Raw genomic sequence first — 19,129 nt, forward strand, 5'->3', positions numbered from 1 at the left:
TCCGGGACCGGGACGGGCTGGGTGCGCGAGCTGCTCTGGCCCTGAGCCGGCACTCGCCACCCGGCGCCCGGCGGGCGCGGGCGGTCGCGGTCGCACCGCCGGGTCATGTCACGTCAGGTCGAACTCGCCGTCCCGCGCGTTGATGACGAATGCCCGCCACTCCGCCGGACTGAAGATCAGCGACGGCCGCTCGGGCGTGCCGCTGTTGCGCATGGCGATGAAGCCCTCCACAAAGGCGATCTCCACGTCACCCGCGCCCCGGCTGCCCGACCGCCACTGCGCCCCGCTCAGATCGAGTTCCGGCTTGTCCCAGCCCGCGTGCGGCTTCCGGGTGGTGATGCTTTCGGCCATGTCCCGCTCCTCCCACTGCGTCGTCCCGCGCCAGACTATCGATCGTCACCGGTCCGGGACAGGCCACGTCGGCACCCGCGCCGTACGTCTTGACGCCCGGCTCCGCCGCTGGATTACTGGGGGCGGGACGATCAACCGAATGATCGGTCGATCACCTTGCCGCATCGGCCCCGGCACGGGAGAGCGCCATGAGACCTCAGTGGGATCCGGCGGACCAGCTCGGCGGTGAGGCGCTGGCCGCAGTGCAGACGAGGCGGCTGCGCCGCACCCTGCGGCACGTCTACGACCATGTCGCCTTCTACCGGGACGCCTTCGACCGGGCCGGGCTCCGGCCCGAGGACTGCCGTTCGCCCGCCGACCTGGCGCGCTTCCCGTTCACCACCAAGGCCGATCTGCGGGACAACTACCCGTTCGGGATGTTCGCCGTGGACCGCTCCGAGGTACGGCGTATCCACGCGTCGAGCGGCACCACCGGCCGCCCCACCGTCGTCGGCTACACCCAGCGCGATCTGGACACCTGGGCCGACCTGATGGCACGCTCGATCCACGCGGCCGGCGGGCGCCCCGGCCAGCAGGTCCATGTGGCCTACGGCTACGGCCTGTTCACCGGCGGCCTCGGCGCGCACTACGGCGCCGAGCGGCTCGGCTGTACGGTGATCCCCGCCTCCGGGGGCATGACCGCCCGGCAGGTCACCCTGATCCAGGACTTCCGTCCCGAGATCATCATGGTGACGCCGTCGTATCTGCTCACCCTGCTCGACGAGTTCGAGCGCCGGGGCGTCGATCCCCGGACCACCTCGCTGCGCGTCGGGATCCTCGGGGCCGAGCCGTGGACGGAGGAGATGCGGCGGGAGATCGAGGAGCGCTCCGGGATCGACGCGGTGGACATATACGGCCTGTCCGAGGTGATGGGTCCGGGGGTGTCCCAGGAGTGCGTGGAGACCAAGGACGGGCTGCACATCTGGGAGGACCACTTCTATCCGGAAGTGATCGATCCGCTCACCGGCGCGGTGCTGCCGGACGGGGAGCGCGGTGAGCTGGTCCTCACCTCGCTCACCAAGGAGGCCATGCCGGTGATCCGTTACCGGACCCGGGATCTGACCCGGCTGCTGCCCGGCACCGCGCGGCCCGTCCGGCGGATGGAGAAGGTCACCGGCCGGACGGACGACATGGTGATCCTGCGCGGGGTGAACCTCTTCCCCACCCAGATCGAGGAGATCGTGCTCCGCACACCGGGCGTGGCCCCGCACTTCCAGCTCCGGCTGACCCGCGAGGGGCGGCTGGACGCCCTGACGGTACGGGCCGAGGCGCGCCCGGCGGCCACGCCGGAGCAGCGCGCGGACGCGGCGGTCGCCATCGCGGCGGCGGTCAGGGACGGCGTGGGGGTCTCGGTGGCGGTCGAGGTGGTCGATCCGGAGACGCTGGAGCGCTCGGTGGGGAAGATCCGGCGGATCGTGGACCTCCGGACGCGCTGAACGGGTCCCCCGGGTCGAACGGGTCCCCCGGCCTATGGGCTGATGGCGAGGAAGACGAACGCGGCGAAGATCGCCAGATGGACGCCGCCCTGGAGGAGGGTGGCGCGCCCGGGAGCGACGGTCAGCGCGCCGACCACCACGGTCAGCGCGAGCAGCACCATATGGGTGGCGTCGAGCCCGAGGACCAGGGGGCCCTCCAGCCAGATGGTGGCGAGCGCGATGGCCGGGATGGTCAGCCCGATGCTCGCCATGGCCGAGCCGAGCGCGAGGTTGAGGCTGGTCTGCACCCGCTCGCGGCGGGCGGACCGTACGGCGGCGATGGTCTCCGGCAGCAGCACCAGCAGCGCGATGACGACGCCCACGACGGCCTGCGGCAGCCCGGCGGACTCCACACCGGACTCGATGGTGGGCGACACCGCCTTCGCGTCCCCGACGACGGCGACCAGCGCCACCAGCAGCATCACCAGGCTGAGTACGGTGGCGCGCCGGCTGGGCGGGTCGGCGTGGGTGTCCTCGTCGCGCAGATCGCCCTCCTGGGTGACGGGCAGGAAGTAGTCGCGGTGGCGCACGGTCTGTACGGCGACGAACAGCCCCCACAGCCCGAGCGAGGCGACCGCGGCGAAGCCGAGCTGCGCCGGGGAGAACTGGGGTCCGGGCTGGCTGGTGGTGAAGGTCGGCAGGACCAGGGTGAGGACGGCGAGCGTGGCGACGGTGGCGAGCGCGGTGCCCGTGCCCTCGGGGTTGAACACGGCGATCCGGCTGCGCAGGGCGCCGACCAGCAGACAGAGCCCGAGGATGCCGTTGCAGGTGATCATGACGGCGGCGAAGACGGTGTCCCGGGCGAGCGAGGCGGTCTTGTCGCCGCCGTCGATCATCAGGGTGACGATGAGGGCGACCTCGATGACGGTGACCGCGACGGCGAGGACGAGCGAGCCGAACGGCTCCCCCACCCGGTGCGCGACGACCTCGGCGTGGTGGACGGCGGCCAGGACCGCGCCCGCCAGACAGAGCGCGACCAGCCCGACTGCGAAGCCCGTCAGGCTCCGGCCCCAGCTGAGCACGAGCGCGACCACGGCGAGCAGCGGCACCACCACGGTCCACTGGGAGGTCAGTGACCTGATGCCGATACGCGTAGCCATGCGTCCCACGCTGCCAGAGGTGGCCGGGGCGCGCGCGGCGGGCCGGGCGGGGGTGCCGGTCCGTACGGCGTCCCCTGATGCGTGGTCAGCCGCGGCGTGGTAGTGAGGAGCGTCAGGGAGGCCGCAGGCCGCAGGCCGCAGGCCGCAGGCCGCAGGCCGCAGGCCGCAGGCCGCAGGTGGCGGGACGCGTGGACGGGTGGACGGGGGACGGGTGTGACACGGGAGGCGGTGCCGGGCCGGGCGACGATCCTGCGGTACGGGTCGGCCGAGCGGGCGGGTCTCGTCGGCGGGCAGCTGGAGCGGCTCGTCGACGACGCGGCGGCCTTCCTCGGCCCGTCCCCCGACCGCCCCTGGTACGCGGGCGCCGTGCTGCTCGCCGGGCGCGGCGGGACGATCGCGCTGCACCGGGCGATCGGCCATGCCGTGCGCTACGCGGCGTACGACGAGCGGACCGGTGCGGGGGTGGAGCTGCCGGCCGGGCGGCGGGTCGCGATGGCCCGGGACACGGTTTTCGATCTGGCCTCGCTCTCGAAGCTGTTCACCTCGGTGCTCGCGGTGCGGCGGATCGAGCGGGGCGAGCTGGCTCTGGAGGCGGCCGTCGCGTCGTATCTGCCGGAGTTCGGGGGCGGGGGCAAGGGGGACATCACGGTACGCGGGCTGCTGACGCATACGTCGGGGCTGCGCGCCTGGCTCCCGCTGTACCGGGAGCCGACGCGGGCGGGGCGGCTGCGGATGCTGTGGGACGAGGCTCCGGCGCATCCGCCCGGGACGGTCCCGCTCTATTCGGATCTGAATATGATCGCGCTTCAGCTGCTTCTGGAACGGATCACCGGCCGGGCACTGGAGGCGCTCCTCCACGACGAGATCACCGGCCCGCTCGGGATGCGCCGCACCCGCTACCGGCCGCCCGTCTCCTGGCGGCCCGGCATCGCCGCCACCGAGGACGCGCGCCCGCCCTGGTCGGGGCTCGACCGGGGGATGGTGCGCGGCGAGGTCCATGACGAGAACGCGTACGCGTTCGGTGGGGTGGCGGGCCACGCGGGCGTCTTCTCGACCGCCCGTGACCTGGCGGTCCTGGCGCGCACCCTGCTCAACGGGGGCGCGTACGGCGCGGCGCGGATCCTGCGCCCGGAGTCGGTGGAGCTGATGTTCACCGACTTCAACGGCGCGTTCCCCGGGCAGGCGCACGGGCTCGGGTTCGAGCTGGGGCGGCGCTGGTACATGGGCGCGATGACCACACCGCGTACGGTCGGGCACACCGGTTTCACCGGGACCAGTGTCGTGCTCGATCCGACGACCGACTCGTTTCTGATCGTGCTCGGCAACTCGGTCCATCCGGTGCGTAGTTGGCGCTCGGGCAGTGCGCCGCGCGTGGCGTGCGCCGACCGGATGGCCCGGGCCGTCGCGGTCCGGCCGGAGCGGGGACGTACCGCCTGGTTCGCCGGCACGGCACGGGACACGACGGCGACCCTGACCCTGCCGGACCTCGAACAGCCGTGGGGGCGGGGCAAGTTGGAGTGCGCCCTCTGGTGGGACACCGTGCCTGGGGCCGGCACACTGGTGCTGGAGGCGTCGGCCGACGCGGGCCGGAGCTGGCGGCCGGTGCCCTTCACCACCGTACGGACGGGGCAGCCGCCGCGCGACCACCCGGCGGGCGCGGTCTCGGGCTGGTCGGGGCGCGTCTGGCACCGGCTGACGGCGGACCTCCCCGACCTGCCGGGAGCCGCGCCCGGAGCCCTGGCGGGTCCCCGGCTGCGCTGGCGCTGTGTCACGAGCGGGCCGTACACCGGGCGGGGCGTGTATGTGACCGGTCTGCGGGTCGAGGGCGGCGGGAACGGTACGGGCGCCGGGCGTACGGTCTTCGACGAGGCGCGGCCCAGGGACGCGGCGCGGATCGAGGCGGCCGGCTGGACGCTCTCGGCGGACTGACCCGGCGAGGTGAACGCGTCAACCCCCGTCCCCGGCTCTCGCCTCACCGCCCCAGCGCCGCCATCGCCGCGTTGTGTCCCGGTACACCGCTGACCCCGCCGCCGCGTACCGCGCCCGCGCCGCAGAGCAGCACATTCGGGTGCGCGGTCGCCACACCCCAGCGGCCGGCCCCTTCCGCCGCGAAGGGAAAGGCGAGATCGCGGTGGAAGATATGGCCGCCGGGCAGGCGCAGTTCGCGTTCGAGGTCGAGCGGGGTCTTCGCCTCGATGCACGGCCGGCCCTCGTCGTCCACCGCGAGACAGCCGGCGAGGGGCTCCGCCAGCCGCTCGTCCAGCTGGGCGAGGGTCGCGGCGAGCAGCTCCGCGCGGACGGCGTCGTGGTCGTCGGTGAAGAGCCGGGCGGGGGTGTGCAGTCCGAAGAGGGTGAGGGTCTGGTAGCCCCGGGCGGCGAGTTCCGGGCCGAGGATGGACGGGTCGGTGAGGGAGTGGCAGTAGATCTCGGACGGCGGGGCGCCCGGCGGTCGGCCCGCCGCCGCCTCCCGGTAGGCGGTGGCCAACTGCCCGTATCCCTCGGCGACATGGAAGGTGCCGCCGAACGCCTCGCGGGGGTCCACGGACCGGTCGCGCAGCCGCGGCAGCCGGCGCAGCACCATGTTCACCTTGAGCTGGGCGCCCTCGGCGGCGGGCGGCGGGTCCTCCCCGAGGAGGGCGGCGAGCGCCTGGGGCGAGGCGTTCACCAGCACCTGCCGGGCACTCACCGTACGGTCCGTCCCTTCCGCGCGGAACGTCACCTCGGCGCGCGTCCCGTCGGTCTCGACGCGGGTCGCCTCGTGGCCGGTGCGGATCTCCGCGCCGGCGGACCGCGCGGCGGCGGCCAGCGCGTCGGTGAGCGCGCCCATGCCGCCCACGGGCACGTCCCAGTCGCCGGTGCCGCCGCCGATCACGTGGTAGAGGAAGCAGCGGTTCTGGACGAGCGACGGGTCGTGGGCGTCGGCGAAGGTGCCGATCAGGGCGTCGGTCAGCACCACCCCGCGGACGAGATCGTGGCGGAACCGCTCCTCGATCGCGACGCCGATCGGCTCCTCGAAGAGCGTCCGCCAGGCGGTGTCGTCGTCGACACGGGCGCGCAGCGCCTCCCGGGCGGGCAGCGGCTCGGTGAGCGTGGGGAAGATCCGCTCCGCGACCCGCCGGGTCATCCCGTAGAACTCCTCCCAGGCCGTGTACTCCGCGTCGCCGCCGGTCAGCGCGGCGAGGGAGGCGCGGGTCCGGCCCTCACCGACCAGCAGCCCGCCGTCGCCCAGCGGGGTGTACGAGGAGACCGTCCGGCGCCGGGTGGTGAAGCGCAGCCCCAGCTCGCGCACGATCTTCCGGGGCAGCAGGGAGACCAGGTAGGAGTAGCGGGAGAGCCGGGCGTCCACCCCGGCGAAGGGGCGGCTGGAGACGGCGGCGCCGCCGGTGTGCCCGAGGCGCTCCAGCACCAGGACGGTGCGGCCGGCGCGGGCGAGATAGGCGGCGGCGACCAGTCCGTTGTGGCCGCCGCCCACGATGACGGCGTCGTAGGAGGCGCGGGCGGGCGAGGTGGTTGCGGGCATGGCTCTTGGTAACACGCGGATGATCGCGCGGCCAGGGGCCGGAGCGGTCACGCGGCCGGGGGCCATGGCTCCGTAATGGCAGCGGCGCCGTCAGTGGCCGCGCGAGCCGTGCCGTCGGCGCAGCGCCGCCACCTGGCGGTAGAGGGCCGCCGCCTCCGCGCTCCGGCCGAGCTGTTCGAGGCAGTGGGCCTCGTCGTCCCGGCTGGCCAGCGCGTCGGGGTGGGTGGGCCCGAGGACCCGGGCGCGGGCGTCGGCGACTTGGCGGTACACGGCGAGCGCCTCGGTCCAGCGGCCGAGCCAGCCGAGGCCGACGGCGATCTCGCGGCGGCTGACGAGGGTGTCGGGATGGTCGGCGCCGAGGACCCGCTCCCGCAGGGCGCAGACCTCACGGGCCTCGGTGAGGGCCTCGTCCCAGCGGTCGAGGCGGCCGAGGTTGACGCCGAGGCCGTGCCGGGCGCGGAGGGTCTCCGGGTGGCGCGGGCCGTGGGCGCGGGCGCGGTCCTCGACCAGGCCGCCGTACAGCTCCAGCGCCTCGGCGCTGCGGTCGAGACGGCCCAGGCTGATGCCGACCTCGTAGCGGGCGGCGAGGGTGTCGGGGTGGTCGGCGCCGAGCGCCCTGGCGCGGCCGGCCGCGACCTGGCGGTAGCCGGCGAGGGCCTCGGGCCAGCGGCCGAGCTGGCCCAGCGCGTAGGCCACCTCGTACTGGCTGACCAGGGTGTCCGGGTGGTCGGGGCCGAGCACCCGGGCGCGGGCGGTGGCGACCTCGTGGGCCAGCCGGTGGGCGTCCTCCAGCCGGCCGAGCCTGCTCAGGTTGTACGCGAGGTTGTGGCGGCAGCGCAGGGTGTCGGGGTGGTCCGGGCCCATGGTGCGCCCGCGGGCGGCGAGGACGGCGGCGAAGACCTCGTGGGCCTCGAAGTGCCGGCCGAGCTGTCCGAGGACGTAGGCCGTCTCCTGGCGGGCGGCGAGGGTGTCGGGGTGGTCCGGGCCGAGGGCGCGTTCGCGGCCCTCGGCGACCTCGGAGAACTCGCGCAGGGCGTCCACCGTACGGCCGGTCCTGCTGAGCGTGAACCCGACCTCGTACCGGCTGCCGAGGGTGTCCGGGTGATCGGGGCCCAGCGCGTGCGCGCGCTCGGCGGCGACCGCGCGGTGCACCTCGCCGGCCTCCTCCCAGCGGCCGAGCCGGCCGAGGCTGAGCCCGGCGCTGTGCCGGGCGGCGAGCGCGGCGAGATGTCCGGGCGGCGGGGCGGGGCGTCCGGTGTCGCGGCGGGCCACGGCGGTGGCGCGCGGGTCGGCGGGGACGACGGTCCACTCGCCGGTCAGCCCCGCCGTGTGGTCCGGCGGCGGCTCGCCGAGCCCGGTCAGCCCGGTCACGCCGATGGCCTTGTGCCCGGTGGTCATGGAGTGGGTCCAGGCGGGCAGCGGGATGTCCGCGGGGAGCGGGGGTCCGGCGGGGCCGAGGGCGTACGGGACGCGGCGGCCGGCGGCGGGCGGCGTGGCCTGGGCGGGCAGTGCGAGCCGGACCGGGTGCGGTCCGGGCGGCGGCGCGGTCGCGGAGCGCGCGGCGGCGAGCGCGGCGCGCAGCTCGCCCGCGTCGGCGGGCCGCTCCTCGGGGGTCTTGGCGAGCAGGCCGAGGACGATGTCGTCGAGGAAGGCGGGGAGTCCGGGGCGGCGCTCGCTGGGCGGCCGGGGGACGGTGTCGCGGTGGCCGACGAGGATCGACCAGGTGTCGACCAGGTCGAAGGGCGGGGTGCCGGTGGCGATCTCGTAGAGCACACAGCCGAGCGAGTACAGATCGCTGCGGTGGTCGATCTGGCTGCCGGAGATCTGCTCGGGCGACATGTAGTGCGGGGTGCCCATGGCGACGTGAGTGCCGGTGAGCCGTGAGGTGAATCCGATGTCGTGGCCGAGGCGCGCAATGCCGAAGTCGCAGATCTTCACGGCCCCGTCGGTGAGCCGCATGATGTTGGCGGGTTTGAGATCGCGGTGGACGATGCCCTGGCCGTGTGTGTAGGCGAGGGCGTCGGTGACCTGTTCCGCGATGTCGACGACGTCGGCGAGGGGCAGCGGACGCTCCTCCGGTGTCTCGTCCTCCAGGGCCGGGGCGCGGTCGTCGAGCAGCTGGCTGAGGTTGCGGCCGTCGAGCAGCTCCATGACGAGGTAGAGGACGCCGTCGTACTCGCCGAAGTCGTGGACGACGGTGACACCGCGGTGCTGGAGGGCGGCGGCGACCCGGGCCTCGCGCCGGAACCGCTCCCGCATGATCCGGGTGAAGGCGTGGTCCTGCTGCGGTCCCAGCGGCTTGAGGCACTTCACGGCGACATGCCGGCCGAGCGATTCGTCGCGCGCCCGCCACACCTCGCCCATGCCCCCGCGCCCGATGAGATCGAGCAGCCGGTAGCGGCCCTGGATCAGCCTGCTCTCCGCCATCGCGTGCTGTCGCCCCCCGCACCTTCGTTCCACTCCGTCCCGGACCGTCCAGTATGGCCGCCCGGCAGGGGAAGGTGTACGGGGTGGGGCGGGTGTCGGGCGGATTGCGCGGGCCCGGGGGCGTGCCGGGGGCACTGCGGAGGTGGGGCGGGCGCGCGCGGACAACGGCGGGAGCGGGGCGGAAGAACGGCGGAGAACCCGGCGCGAAAGAGTCGATCATGCGGCAACCTTTCCCCCGGCGGTGCCCACCCGTGGATGAACTTCCCCCACGACGAAGGACGTTGACGGATGTCCCCTTCCCCTCTCTCCCCCCACGGCCCCTCACCGGACACGGCCTCCGCGGCCGCGCCGCCGCACCGCCGGTCACGGCTCGCCCGCCGTACGGCGCTGCTCGCGGCGGCGGCCGTGGTGGCCGCCGGGCTGGGCGCGATCCCCCTCGCCGCCGGCGCGAGCGCCGCGACCGATCTGGCACACCAGACGCTGCCCGCCAAGGACGGCTGGGCGGCCAGTGGCACCGGCACGACGGGAGGCGCGGCGGCCACCCAGGTCGTGACGGTCTCCACCCGGGCGCAGCTGGTGGCGGCGCTCGGTTCGGCGAGCAGTACGACTCCCCGGATCATCCAGGTGAAGGGCACGATCAACGCCAACACCGACGACGCGGGCGCGGCCGTCGGCTGCGCCGACTACGCCTCGGGGACGGGGTACTCGCTCTCCGCGTATCTGAAGGCGTACGACCCGGCCACCTGGGGCCGTACCAAGGTGCCCTCGGGCACCCAGGAGACGGCCCGGGTCGCCGCGGCGGCCAAGCAGGCGAAGAACATCCAGTTCAACGTCCCGTCGAACACCACGCTCGTCGGGGTCCCCGGGTCGAACGCCAGGATCCTCGGCGGCGCCCTGGTGCTGAAGAACGTCGACAACGTCATCGTGCGCAATCTGACGTTCAACAGCCCCGAGGACTGCTTCCCGCAGTGGGACCCGACCGACGGCTCCACGGGCAACTGGAACTCCGAGTACGACGCGGTCACGCTGCGCGGGGCCACCCATGTCTGGGTGGATCACAACACGTTCAGCGACGGTCCGACGCTCGACAGCGCGTCGGCGACCTACTTCGACCGCAAGTTCCAGGTGCACGACGGCCTGCTCGACATCACCAAGGGCTCCGACCTGGTCACCGTGGAGCGCAACCGCTTCACCAACCACGACAAGACGACACTGATCGGCTCCAGCGACACGGACAACGCGAGCGCGCTGCGCATCTCCATCCACCACAACGTCTACACCGGCATCACCCAGCGCGCGCCGCTGACCCGGATCGGCCAGGTGCACATCTACAACAACTACTACGACACCACCAAGGCCGGCGGCTACGCGCACAGCTACACCATCAACTCCCGCGCCGGCGCGCAGGTGGTGGCCGAGAAGAACTACTGGAAGCTGTCGAGCGACCGCAAGACCTCCCAGCTCCTGAGCGGGGACGGCACCGGCGCCATCGCGGGCAGCGGCAACATGGTCGACGGTACGGTGACGGACCTGGCCGCCGCCTACAACGCCGCGGCCGACTCGTCGAAGCAGCTGAAGACCGCGGTGAACTGGACGCCGACGCTCACCGCCGGCCTGGAGTCCTCGGCCAAGGACCTGCCGTCCTCCCTGGCCGCGACCGCGGGCGCGGGGATACTGACCGCCGCCGGCACGACGAGCACCGCGGCCGCGGCCCCTGTCGCCGCCGCCGCTGCCGCCCCGGCGGTGGCCGCCGCCACCCGTACCGTCGCGGCCGACGGCTCGGCCCAGTACCGCACCGTGCAGGCGGCGGTGGACGCCTCGGCCGCCGGTGACACGGTGTCCGTCGCCAAGGGCACCTACCGCGAGGTGCTCAACGTCCCCACCGGCAAGACGGGCCTGACGATCAGGGGCGCCACCGGCAACGCCGAGGACGTCGTCATCACGTACGACAACGCGGCGGGCACCCGGAAGCCCGACGGGACCACGTACGGCACCCGGGGCAGCGCCACCGCGACCTTCGCGGCCAACGACCTCACCGTCACCGGGGTCACCCTCCAGAACACCTGGCTGCGCGCCGAGCACCCCGAGATCACCGACACCCAGGCGGTGGCCGTCACCGCGCAGGGCGACCGGCAGATCTTCCGCAATGTCCGCGTCATCGGCCACCAGGACACCCTCCTCACCTACGCGCCGAACGCGACCGGCCAGTACCGTCAGTACTTCCGCAACTCCTTCATCAGCGGCGATGTCGACTTCCTCTTCGGCAACGCCACCGCCGTCTTCGACCGCGTCAACATCACCCTGCGCGACCGGGGCGCGGCGGCGGGCGGCAACAACGGCTATCTCGCGGCGCCCAACACGAACTCCGCGAAGAAGTACGGCATGCTCATCACCGGTTCCACGATCAGCAGTTCGGCCCAGGCCAACACCTTCTCCCTCGGCCGCCCCTGGCACCCCACCGACGACGCGGTCGGCCAGCTGGTGATCCGTAACACCGCTCTGCCGGCCGCGATCCGGGTGGCCGCGCCCTGGACGGACTTCGGCACGTTCCCGTGGCGGTCCGCGCGCTTCCACGAGTACGCGAACACCGGCCCCGGCGCGACGGTCAACGCGAACCGTCCGCAGCTCACGGCCGCGCAGGCGGGCGAGTACACGGCCGCCGCGTATCTGGCCGGCACGGACGGCTGGAACCCGACGGGCTGACCCACCGGCTGCCCCACCGGCCGACCCGGCACATCCCTCCCGGAGCACCTCTCCCGGGACACCGGGCCCGGGACCGCGCTCCCTGCCTCGGCGCGCGGTCCCGGGTCCGGCGTTGGACGATGGAGACATGCTGCTGGCACCGCTCGCCCATGTGTCCCGGGAGGTCGCCGGGGTCTCCGCGCGGTCCCGGAAGATCTCGCTGCTGGCCGGGCTCTTCCGGACGGCGGGGCCGGACGATGTGCCCGTGGTCATCCCGTATCTGGCCGGACGGCTGCCCCAGGGGCGGATCGGTGTCGGCTGGAACGCGCTCAAGGACCCGCCCCCGCCGGCCGGCCGCGCCACACTGACCGTGCACCGGGTGGACGACACCTTCACCGCGCTCGCGGCCGTCGCCGGACCCGGCGCGCAGGGCGAGCGCAGACGTCTGGTGCGGGAGCTGCTGGGGGCCGCGACGGAGGAGGAGCAGCGCTTCCTGGTCGGGCTGATCTCCGGCGAGATCCGGCAGGGCGCGCTGGACGCCGTCGCCGTGGAGGCGCTCGCCGAGACCTCGGGCGCGCGGCCCGACGCCGTACGGCGGGCGGTGATGCTGGCGGGCTCGCTGGCCCCGGTGGCCCGGCGGCTGCTGGCCGCGGGCCCGCCCGTACTGGACGAGTTCCTGCTCACCGTGGGCCGGCCCGTCCTGCCGATGCTCGCGCAGAGCGCCGCCGGGGTGGCGGAGGCGGTCGAGCGGCTCGGGGAGTGCGCCGTCGAGGAGAAGCTCGACGGGATCCGGGTGCAGGTGCACCGGGACGGCGCGGCGGTACGGATCTTCACCCGCACGCTCGACGAGATCACGGACCGGCTGCCGGAAGTGACGGCGGTCGCGCTGGGGCTGGCGGGCGACGGTTTCGTACTGGACGGCGAGGTCATCGCGCTGGACGCGGCGGGCCGGCCGCGGCCCTTCCAGGAGGTCGCGGGACGGGTCGGGTCGCGCGGCGACGTACCGTCCGCCGCGCGGGCGGTGCCGCTGTCGCCGGTCTTCTTCGACATCCTGGCGGCGGACGGCGAGGAGCTGCTCGACCTGCCGCTCGCGGACCGGCACACGGCGCTGGCGCGGCTGGTGCCGGAGCCGCTGCGGGTACGCCGGATCGTGGTCGCGGGCGGCAGCGGGCCGGACGCGGAGGCGTTCTTCCGGGCGACCCTGGACCGGGGCCACGAGGGTGTGGTGGTCAAGGCGCTGGACGCCCCGTACAGCGCGGGCCGGCGCGGCGCGGGGTGGCTGAAGGTCAAGCCCGTGCACACCCTGGATCTCGTGGTGCTGGCCGCCGAGTGGGGACACGGCCGGCGCACCGGGCGGCTCTCCAATCTGCATCTGGGCGCGCGGCGCGAGGACGGCTCGTTCGTGATGCTCGGCAAGACCTTCAAGGGGCTGACCGACGCGACGCTGGAGTGGCAGACGGGGCGGCTGCGGGAGCTGGCGGTACGGGACGACGGCTTCACCGTGACCGTACGGCCCGAGCTGGTCGTCGAGATCGCCTACGACGGGCTCCAGCGGTCCTCGCGCTATCCGGCGGGGGTCACACTGCGCTTCGCGCGGGTGCTGCGCTACCGGACGGACAAGCGGGCGGCGGAGGCGGACACGATCGGCACGGTGCTGGCGGCGCACGGCCGGGGCGGCGGCAGCGAGGACAGCGGCCAGGACGGCGGCAGCAGCGGTCCCGGGGCGGAGTGAGGCGGCCCCGGGACCGTACGTACGGGAACCGGATGGTGCCTATCCGCGCGGAACGGCCGAGGAGAGCACCGCCGGCAGGGTGCGCCAGTCCGCCGAGATGAGGCTCGCGTTCTTCCGCGCGAGCAGCGCCAGCCGGTCCCGGGCCTGCTGCTCGGTCGGGGTGGTGGCGCTGATGGCGGGGGCCACGTTGTGCGCGTCCGTCATCAGCACGTAGTAGTTGCGCTGGGCGTACCAGGACGTGTCGAACCCGGCGGCCGCGTAGGCGGAGGCGTCCCCGTCGAAGAAGACGAACCACGGCCTGATGCCCGCGTCCGCGTACCGCGTGCGCGGGTCGCCGGCCGCCGCGTGGTGGACGGCGGGGAAGGCCGCCGCCTCGCCCAGCCGGCCCGCGGCCTTGAGGTCACGCAGGTGCATCGCGTACTCCCGGTCGGTCCACAGCGTGTCGAACGGGTTCTGCTCCTCGACCGTGCCCGGGATGAGTTCGACGATGAACCTGCCGGCGAGCTGTGCGCGCGAGGGCCAGGCCCCGGCCCGTACCGCCGTGTCGAGATCGGGGTGGCCGCCGGTCAGTTCGGCGGGCCGGTAGAGCGCGTCACCGAGCTTGGCGCCGAGCAGCGCGTCGAGGGCGGCGGGGCCGCGGCCCGCGCTGCCCAGGAGGCCGTCCTTCATCTCCAGCTTGAGGACGACGGGCCGGTGGCCGGGGTTGGCGTCGTGCCAGGTTCTGATGTCGGTGAGACAGCCGGCGAGATCCCGGTTGCGGGAGTTGGTACGCAGCTGGGCGACGGTGGTGGCGTTCGCGCAATTGTTGTCGTTGCCCAGGGGGTTGGAGTGCGAGACCCGCCACCCCGCGCCGAACACATTGGTCCACACGTCGATTTCGAGCATCCCGGCGCCGGAGTCCAGCGCGTCCGCGAAGTAGGTGAAGGCGGTCTTCTCGTACGCGTTGTGAACGCCCACCGCCGTGCTGTCGGGGAACGGCAGCCCGCCGGGGTCGGCGGCGTTCGCCGAGGTGACCGTGAGAGCGAGCACGGCGGCGGCGCCGGCCGCCACCGTGGTGCGGAGCAGCTTTGTCATAACCCGGATTCCTCCCGTTGCGCATGTGCGGGGCATGTCAACCGAGAGGCAGAGTAGGGGAGTTCGGTGACGGGCGGGAGGACACGGGCTTACGGACGGGGCGCCCGGCGCACAGCGGTGTGCCCCGCCGCTCGGGGGCGGCGGGGCACCTGGGGGTGACGCGTCGGAAGGGGGCGCGCCGGGGGGCGGATGGCCCGCCCGGCGGCCCGGGGGTTACGGCAGCTGTTCCTCGATGGCCGCGCGGCCCTTCGCCGCGATCCGGCGCTTGGCCCATTCGATGTTCTCCGGGGTGAGGTCCCGGCCGGAGGCCAGGACCAGGTCCTCGGCCGTCACCCCGTCGTCGGCGCCGGTGTGCAGCAGTCGGTCGGGGGTCACGCCCTCGTGGTCGGGCCGCGCAGCGGACTCCGCGTTCATGCCGCCTCCTTGTTCGTCCGGTGGTGACAATTCTGGTGCCCGTACGCCCCGGCCGCATCCCCGGTACCCCGCTATCCGCCGTGCCCCCGGTCCGCCCGGTGGCCCCCGGCGCGTCCGCCGCCGGACCGCCGGCCGAGCAGTTCGGCGAGGCCGCGGCGGGTGGCGGCGACCACCACCCGGTCGCGCGGACCGAGCACATAGCCCGGGGGCAGGTCCCAGACGAGCCCGGGCGGCCGCCGGCCCGCGACGCCGGGGCGGGTGTCGGACAGGTCCGGCAGCCGGTCCCCCGGGTCGGCGGTGTCCAGCGCGATGATCCGCCAGGCGCCCGGCCGGAACACCTCGCCGGCGGTACGGCCCTCCAGCCGGGGATGGCCCGCCACGTCGATGGCGGCGACCAGCAGCACCCGGCGCTCCACCGGGATGGCCCCGAGGATCTGCCGGCCCATCATGGCGACGGCGAAGGCGGGCGCGGCGAGGGTGGAGACACTGCGGCTGCGGGTGAGCGCCCCGGGGTGGGCGGCGCGCAGGGTGCGATAGACGGCGGTGGCGAAGTCGTCGTCGTACAGCCGCAGCGCCACCCGGAGCCCGGGGGCGACCGAGCGGGCGTAGAGGGCGGCCTCCAGATTGGTGGTGTCGACGCTGGTCAGGGCGAGCAGGGCGTGCGCGCGCTCGATCTTGGCGGCCTCCAGCACACCTTCCTGGGTCACATCGCCCAGGACGGTCGGTACGCGCAGACTGCGGGCGAGCGCGACACCGCGCGCCTCGGGGTCCTCCTCCACACACACCACGGGGATCTCCAGCTCGCGCAGGCGCACCAGCACCCGGGTGCCGATCTTGCCGAGGCCGAGCAGGACGACATGGCCGGAGATGCCGCGCGGCGGCCGGCGCAGCGCGGAGGCGGAGCGGAAGGTGCCGAGGGCCTCCAGTACGGCGGCGAGCACCACGGGCAGCAGCAGAAGTCCGGTGACCATGGAGAGCAGTTGGAGGATCTGGCGGTCGGCCGGTTCGCCGACGGCGGGGTCGCCGATGGCGAAGAGGTCGAGCAGGGTGAGGTAGGTGGCGCCGATCAGCCGGGAGTCGGTGACCAGCCAGGAGGTGAGCGCGAGCACGACCACCGCGCCGACGATCCCCGCGAAGGACCAGCGCAGCCGCCGGGAGAACAGCGACGACAGGGGCGCTCCGCGGCCCGCGAGACGGCGCGGCGGCAGGTCGGGGCCCGCGTGGGACACGGCCTCCAGGACGACGGTGCCCCGGCCGGTGGCGGTGGCGGCGCTCACGTCGTCGGGGAGCAGCTCCGGCCCCTCCCGGCCGCTGCTGTCCGAACCCTCGCTGCCCGCGGGGTCGTTGGTGGTGGCCGAGAGCAGGGCGAGGGTGCACAGCCCCGGGTCCGCGACCTCGCCCGGGCCCGGCGGATTGCGCTCCACGGCGCGCAGCAGCAGGCCGTCGGCCCGGATCACCTTGCTGGTCCCGGCGACGGCGGTGGCGGCCAGCGCGGGGGCGGCGGTGTCGGCGTCCGAGAGGACGGTGGTGGTGGCGTCGAGCGCCGCCGGGTCCAGACCGGGTACGGCGACGGCCGCGGCCTGGTCGAGGAGCGCCTCCAGATGCTGGCCGAGCTTGCGGTTGTAGAGGCGGATGACCAGGCGCAGCTGGGGGTTGAGCCGGCGGGCCGCGAGCGCGGCCCGGATGTTCAGCTCGTCGTCGTCATGGACGAGGGCGAGGGCCTCGGCCTCCGCCACCCCGGCTTCCAGGAGGATGTCCTCGCCGAGTTCGGCGGTCTCCAGGAGGCGCGGGACCGCCGCTCTCCCGGTGTCCCCGGGACCGGCACCGGGACCGCCGGGACCGGTCCCGGCCGGGTCGGGCAGCGTCGCCGCCGTACGGGCCATGGCCGCGGACATCCGGCCGAAGAAGGCGGTGGCCCGGCCGAGTCCCGCGGCGGGGGCGGGCGGCAGCCGGGAGACGCGGACGGGCGGGACGACCAGGGTGACCCGCTCGCCGTACACGTCCCGCAGCTCGCCCGCCAGCCGGTGGGCGAGGGTGTCGTCGCCACAGACGATCATGTGACCGGCGGGGAGGCCCTGTGGTGCCTGGTGTGGAAGTGTGTACACGACAACAGTGTCGCGGACCGGGGCGGGTGGGGCGACCCTGCCGCTCCGGAACCGGTACGGCGCCGAAGCGGCCGTACGGGCGTCGCACGGACGCCTGGTGACCGTGCGTCAGATGGCGGTCCCGGGGGCGGGGGAAGCGCGCCCGCCGGCACGACCGCCCTGCCCCGGAAGGTCAGAGAGGGACCAGGGTGATCTCGGTGGCCTTGACGCCGGTCCAGACGGGGACGCCCTCGGCGAGCCGGAGTTCGGCGGCGGCCTCGGGGGTGATCTCGGCGACCAGGTCGGGGGTCTCGTCCGAGGTGATCAGGACCCGCAGCCGGCTGCCGAGGGCGGTGATCTCCCGTACGGTGCCCGGCCAGACGTTGCGGGGGCTGCCGCCGGGCCGCTCCCGGTGTACGGAGACGGCCTCGGGCCCGATGATCGCGAGCGCGGCGGCGCCCTCGGCCGGCGGCTCGGCGACGACCAGCCGGCCGCCCCCGGTGAGCAGGAAGCCGTCCGGTCCCGAGACACCGGCCCAGGCGTTGCGGCCGAGCATCCGGGCCACCCACGGCGAGCGCGGACGGCGGGTCACCTCGGCGGGCGGGGCGTCCTGGAGGACACGCCCCTCGTCGAGCACGAGGACGCGGTCCGCCAGTGAAACGGCCTCCACCGGGTCGTGGGTGACGATCAGACAGACCCCGCCGAAGCGGTCGAGGTGGCCGCGCAGTGTGTGCCGCACCTGGGCTCGGGTGGTCTGGTCGAGGGCCGCCAGCGGCTCGTCCAGGAGCAGCAGCCGGGGCCGCGCGGCGAGCGCGCGGGCCAGCGCGACGCGCTGCGCCTGGCCGCCGGAGACCTGGTGCGGCCTGCGGTGGGCGAGATGGCCGACGCCCAGCCGGTCGAGCCACGACTGCGCCGCGCGGCGGGCCTCGGCACGCGGAACGCCGTGCGCGCGCAGTCCGTACGCCGTGTTGGAGAGCGCGCTGAGATGCGGGAAGAGCGCGCCGTTCTGCGGGACCCAGGCGACCCGGCGGCGGTGCGGCGGCAGCGCGGTGACATCGAGGTCACCGAGGCGGAGCGCGGCGTGCGCGCGGGGGGTCAGCCCGAGGAGGGCGCGCAGCAGGGTGGTCTTCCCGGCGCCGTTGGGGCCGACGACGGCGATGGTGGTGCCGGGGTCCGCGTCCAGTGTGAGCCGGTTGAAGCCGGTGACCTCGGCGTGCAGCGACCAGCGGGCGTCCGGGTCCGGCGGTACGGGGACCTCGGCGGGCACGGCGGCGGGCACGGCGGGCGCCGCTCCCCCGGCGGCCGGGGGCTCCGTACCGGCGGCTTCGTCCGGCAGCGGGCCGCGGTCCGCCCGGCGGTCGGCGCTCCCGCCGGTCCAGCGCCCGCGCAGCGCGATCAGCACGGCCATGGCGATGGCGAGGAGCAGCAGCGACACGGAGGTCGCCGCCTCGGGCGAGTCCTGGAGCAGCAGATAGACCTGGAGCGGCAGGGTCTGGGTGGTGCCGGGGAGGTTGCCCGCGAAGGTGATCGTGGCGCCGAACTCGCCGAGGGCCCGCGCCCAGGTCAGGGCGGCGCCCGCGGCGAGTCCGGGGGCGACCATGGGGAGGGTGACGGTACGGAACACCCGGACCGGTGAGGCGCCCAGGGAGGCGGCGGTCTCCTCGTAGGCGGGCCGCAGTCCGGCCAGGGCGCCTTCGAGGCTGATGACGAGGAAGGGCATCGCGACGAAGGTCGCGGCGATCACCGCGCCCGAGGTGTGGAACGGCAGGGTGATGCCGAAGGTGCCCTCCAGCCAGGGCCCGAGCAGCCCCCGGCGGCCGAAGCCGAGCAGCAGGGCGACACCGCCGACGGTGGGCGGCAGCACCATCGGCAGCAGCACCAGTGTGCGGACGAGCGTCTTGCCGGGGAACGGCACCCGGGCCAGCAGCCAGGCCAGCGGCACCCCGAGCAGCAGCGAGAGGCCGAGCGCCCAGAAGGAGACGAGCAGCGAGAGCCTGAGCGCCTGGAGCACGCCGGGGCTGGTGAGATGCGTACCGAGGTCGCCCCACGGGGTGCGGACGAGGATGCCGATCAGCGGCAGCAGCAGGAACGCGATCGCGAGCAGCGCGGGAAGCGCCAGGGCGACGGGGGCGCCCAATCTGCCGGTGCGGGTACGGGGGCGGGTCATCGGGGTTCCTGGGCTCGGGGCGGAGGGGTACGGGCGCGGGCTCGGGCCGTGCCCGTACGGTCCG

General features: G+C 74.6%; 11 protein-coding genes and 2 pseudogenes. 5 read left to right on the plus strand and 8 right to left on the minus strand.

Annotated features, from left to right (window positions below):
* Window positions 1–108: 108 nt before the first annotated feature.
* Window positions 109–351, minus strand: coding sequence for a DUF397 domain-containing protein (locus DVK44_RS00005; RefSeq protein ID WP_114657448.1), 243 nt, complete (start codon window positions 349–351; stop codon window positions 109–111).
* Between the two features lie 188 nt (window positions 352–539).
* Here DVK44_RS00005 and paaK point away from each other — a divergent pair, with 188 nt between their 5' ends.
* Window positions 540–1,826 (plus strand): phenylacetate--CoA ligase PaaK, encoded by a 1,287-nt coding sequence (gene paaK / locus DVK44_RS00010; RefSeq protein ID WP_114657450.1) that lies wholly within the window; start codon window positions 540–542, stop codon window positions 1,824–1,826.
* A gap of 32 nt (window positions 1,827–1,858) precedes the next feature.
* On the opposite strand, the gene DVK44_RS00015 is transcribed toward paaK, so the two are convergent.
* On the minus strand, window positions 1,859–2,965 hold the full coding sequence (locus DVK44_RS00015; RefSeq protein WP_114657452.1) for a calcium:proton antiporter: 1,107 nt from the start codon (window positions 2,963–2,965) through the stop codon (window positions 1,859–1,861).
* Between the two features lie 213 nt (window positions 2,966–3,178).
* Here DVK44_RS00015 and DVK44_RS00020 point away from each other — a divergent pair, with 213 nt between their 5' ends.
* On the plus strand, window positions 3,179–4,894 hold the full coding sequence (locus tag DVK44_RS00020) for a serine hydrolase domain-containing protein (protein WP_228446919.1): 1,716 nt from the start codon (window positions 3,179–3,181) through the stop codon (window positions 4,892–4,894).
* Window positions 4,895–4,937: 43 nt separating this feature from the next.
* On the opposite strand, the gene DVK44_RS00025 is transcribed toward DVK44_RS00020, so the two are convergent.
* Together DVK44_RS00025 and DVK44_RS00030 are read right to left on the minus strand one after the other, a co-directional pair.
* Complete coding sequence (locus DVK44_RS00025) at window positions 4,938–6,485, minus strand: phytoene desaturase family protein (protein ID WP_162793591.1); 1,548 nt, start codon at window positions 6,483–6,485, stop codon at window positions 4,938–4,940.
* Window positions 6,486–6,575: 90 nt separating this feature from the next.
* On the minus strand, window positions 6,576–8,912 hold the full coding sequence (locus DVK44_RS00030; protein WP_114657458.1) for a serine/threonine-protein kinase: 2,337 nt from the start codon (window positions 8,910–8,912) through the stop codon (window positions 6,576–6,578).
* Window positions 8,913–9,200: 288 nt separating this feature from the next.
* Between DVK44_RS00030 and DVK44_RS36900 the strand changes: the two are divergent.
* The 3 genes and pseudogenes from DVK44_RS36900 to DVK44_RS00040 all read left to right on the plus strand — a co-directional run.
* A pseudogene (locus DVK44_RS36900) lies at window positions 9,201–10,592 on the plus strand (pectate lyase family protein); the annotation flags it as partial.
* Between the two features lie 93 nt (window positions 10,593–10,685).
* Window positions 10,686–11,615 (plus strand): annotated as a pseudogene (locus DVK44_RS36905) (pectinesterase family protein); the annotation flags it as partial.
* A 127-nt stretch (window positions 11,616–11,742) separates the two neighbouring features.
* Complete coding sequence (locus tag DVK44_RS00040) at window positions 11,743–13,326, plus strand: ATP-dependent DNA ligase (protein WP_114657464.1); 1,584 nt, start codon at window positions 11,743–11,745, stop codon at window positions 13,324–13,326.
* Between the two features lie 39 nt (window positions 13,327–13,365).
* Here the strand turns inward: DVK44_RS00040 and DVK44_RS00045 are convergent, their stop codons facing one another.
* From DVK44_RS00045 to DVK44_RS00060, 4 genes are all read right to left on the minus strand, one after another.
* Window positions 13,366–14,400, minus strand: coding sequence for a phosphatidylinositol-specific phospholipase C domain-containing protein (locus DVK44_RS00045; protein WP_114657466.1), 1,035 nt, complete (start codon window positions 14,398–14,400; stop codon window positions 13,366–13,368).
* Window positions 14,401–14,613: 213 nt separating this feature from the next.
* On the minus strand, window positions 14,614–14,814 hold the full coding sequence (locus tag DVK44_RS00050) for a hypothetical protein (protein WP_114657468.1): 201 nt from the start codon (window positions 14,812–14,814) through the stop codon (window positions 14,614–14,616).
* Window positions 14,815–14,885: 71 nt separating this feature from the next.
* Window positions 14,886–16,871: an NAD-binding protein gene (locus DVK44_RS00055; protein ID WP_114657470.1), complete on the minus strand. Its 1,986-nt coding sequence runs from the start codon at window positions 16,869–16,871 to the stop codon at window positions 14,886–14,888.
* 220 nt (window positions 16,872–17,091) lie between these two features.
* Entirely contained in the window at window positions 17,092–19,065 is a 1,974-nt protein-coding gene (locus DVK44_RS00060; protein WP_114657472.1) for an ABC transporter permease, read from the minus strand.
* Window positions 19,066–19,129 lie beyond the last annotated feature (64 nt).

The organism is Streptomyces paludis (genome assembly GCF_003344965.1).
GTDB classification, from domain to species: Bacteria; Actinomycetota; Actinomycetes; order Streptomycetales; family Streptomycetaceae; genus Streptomyces; species Streptomyces paludis.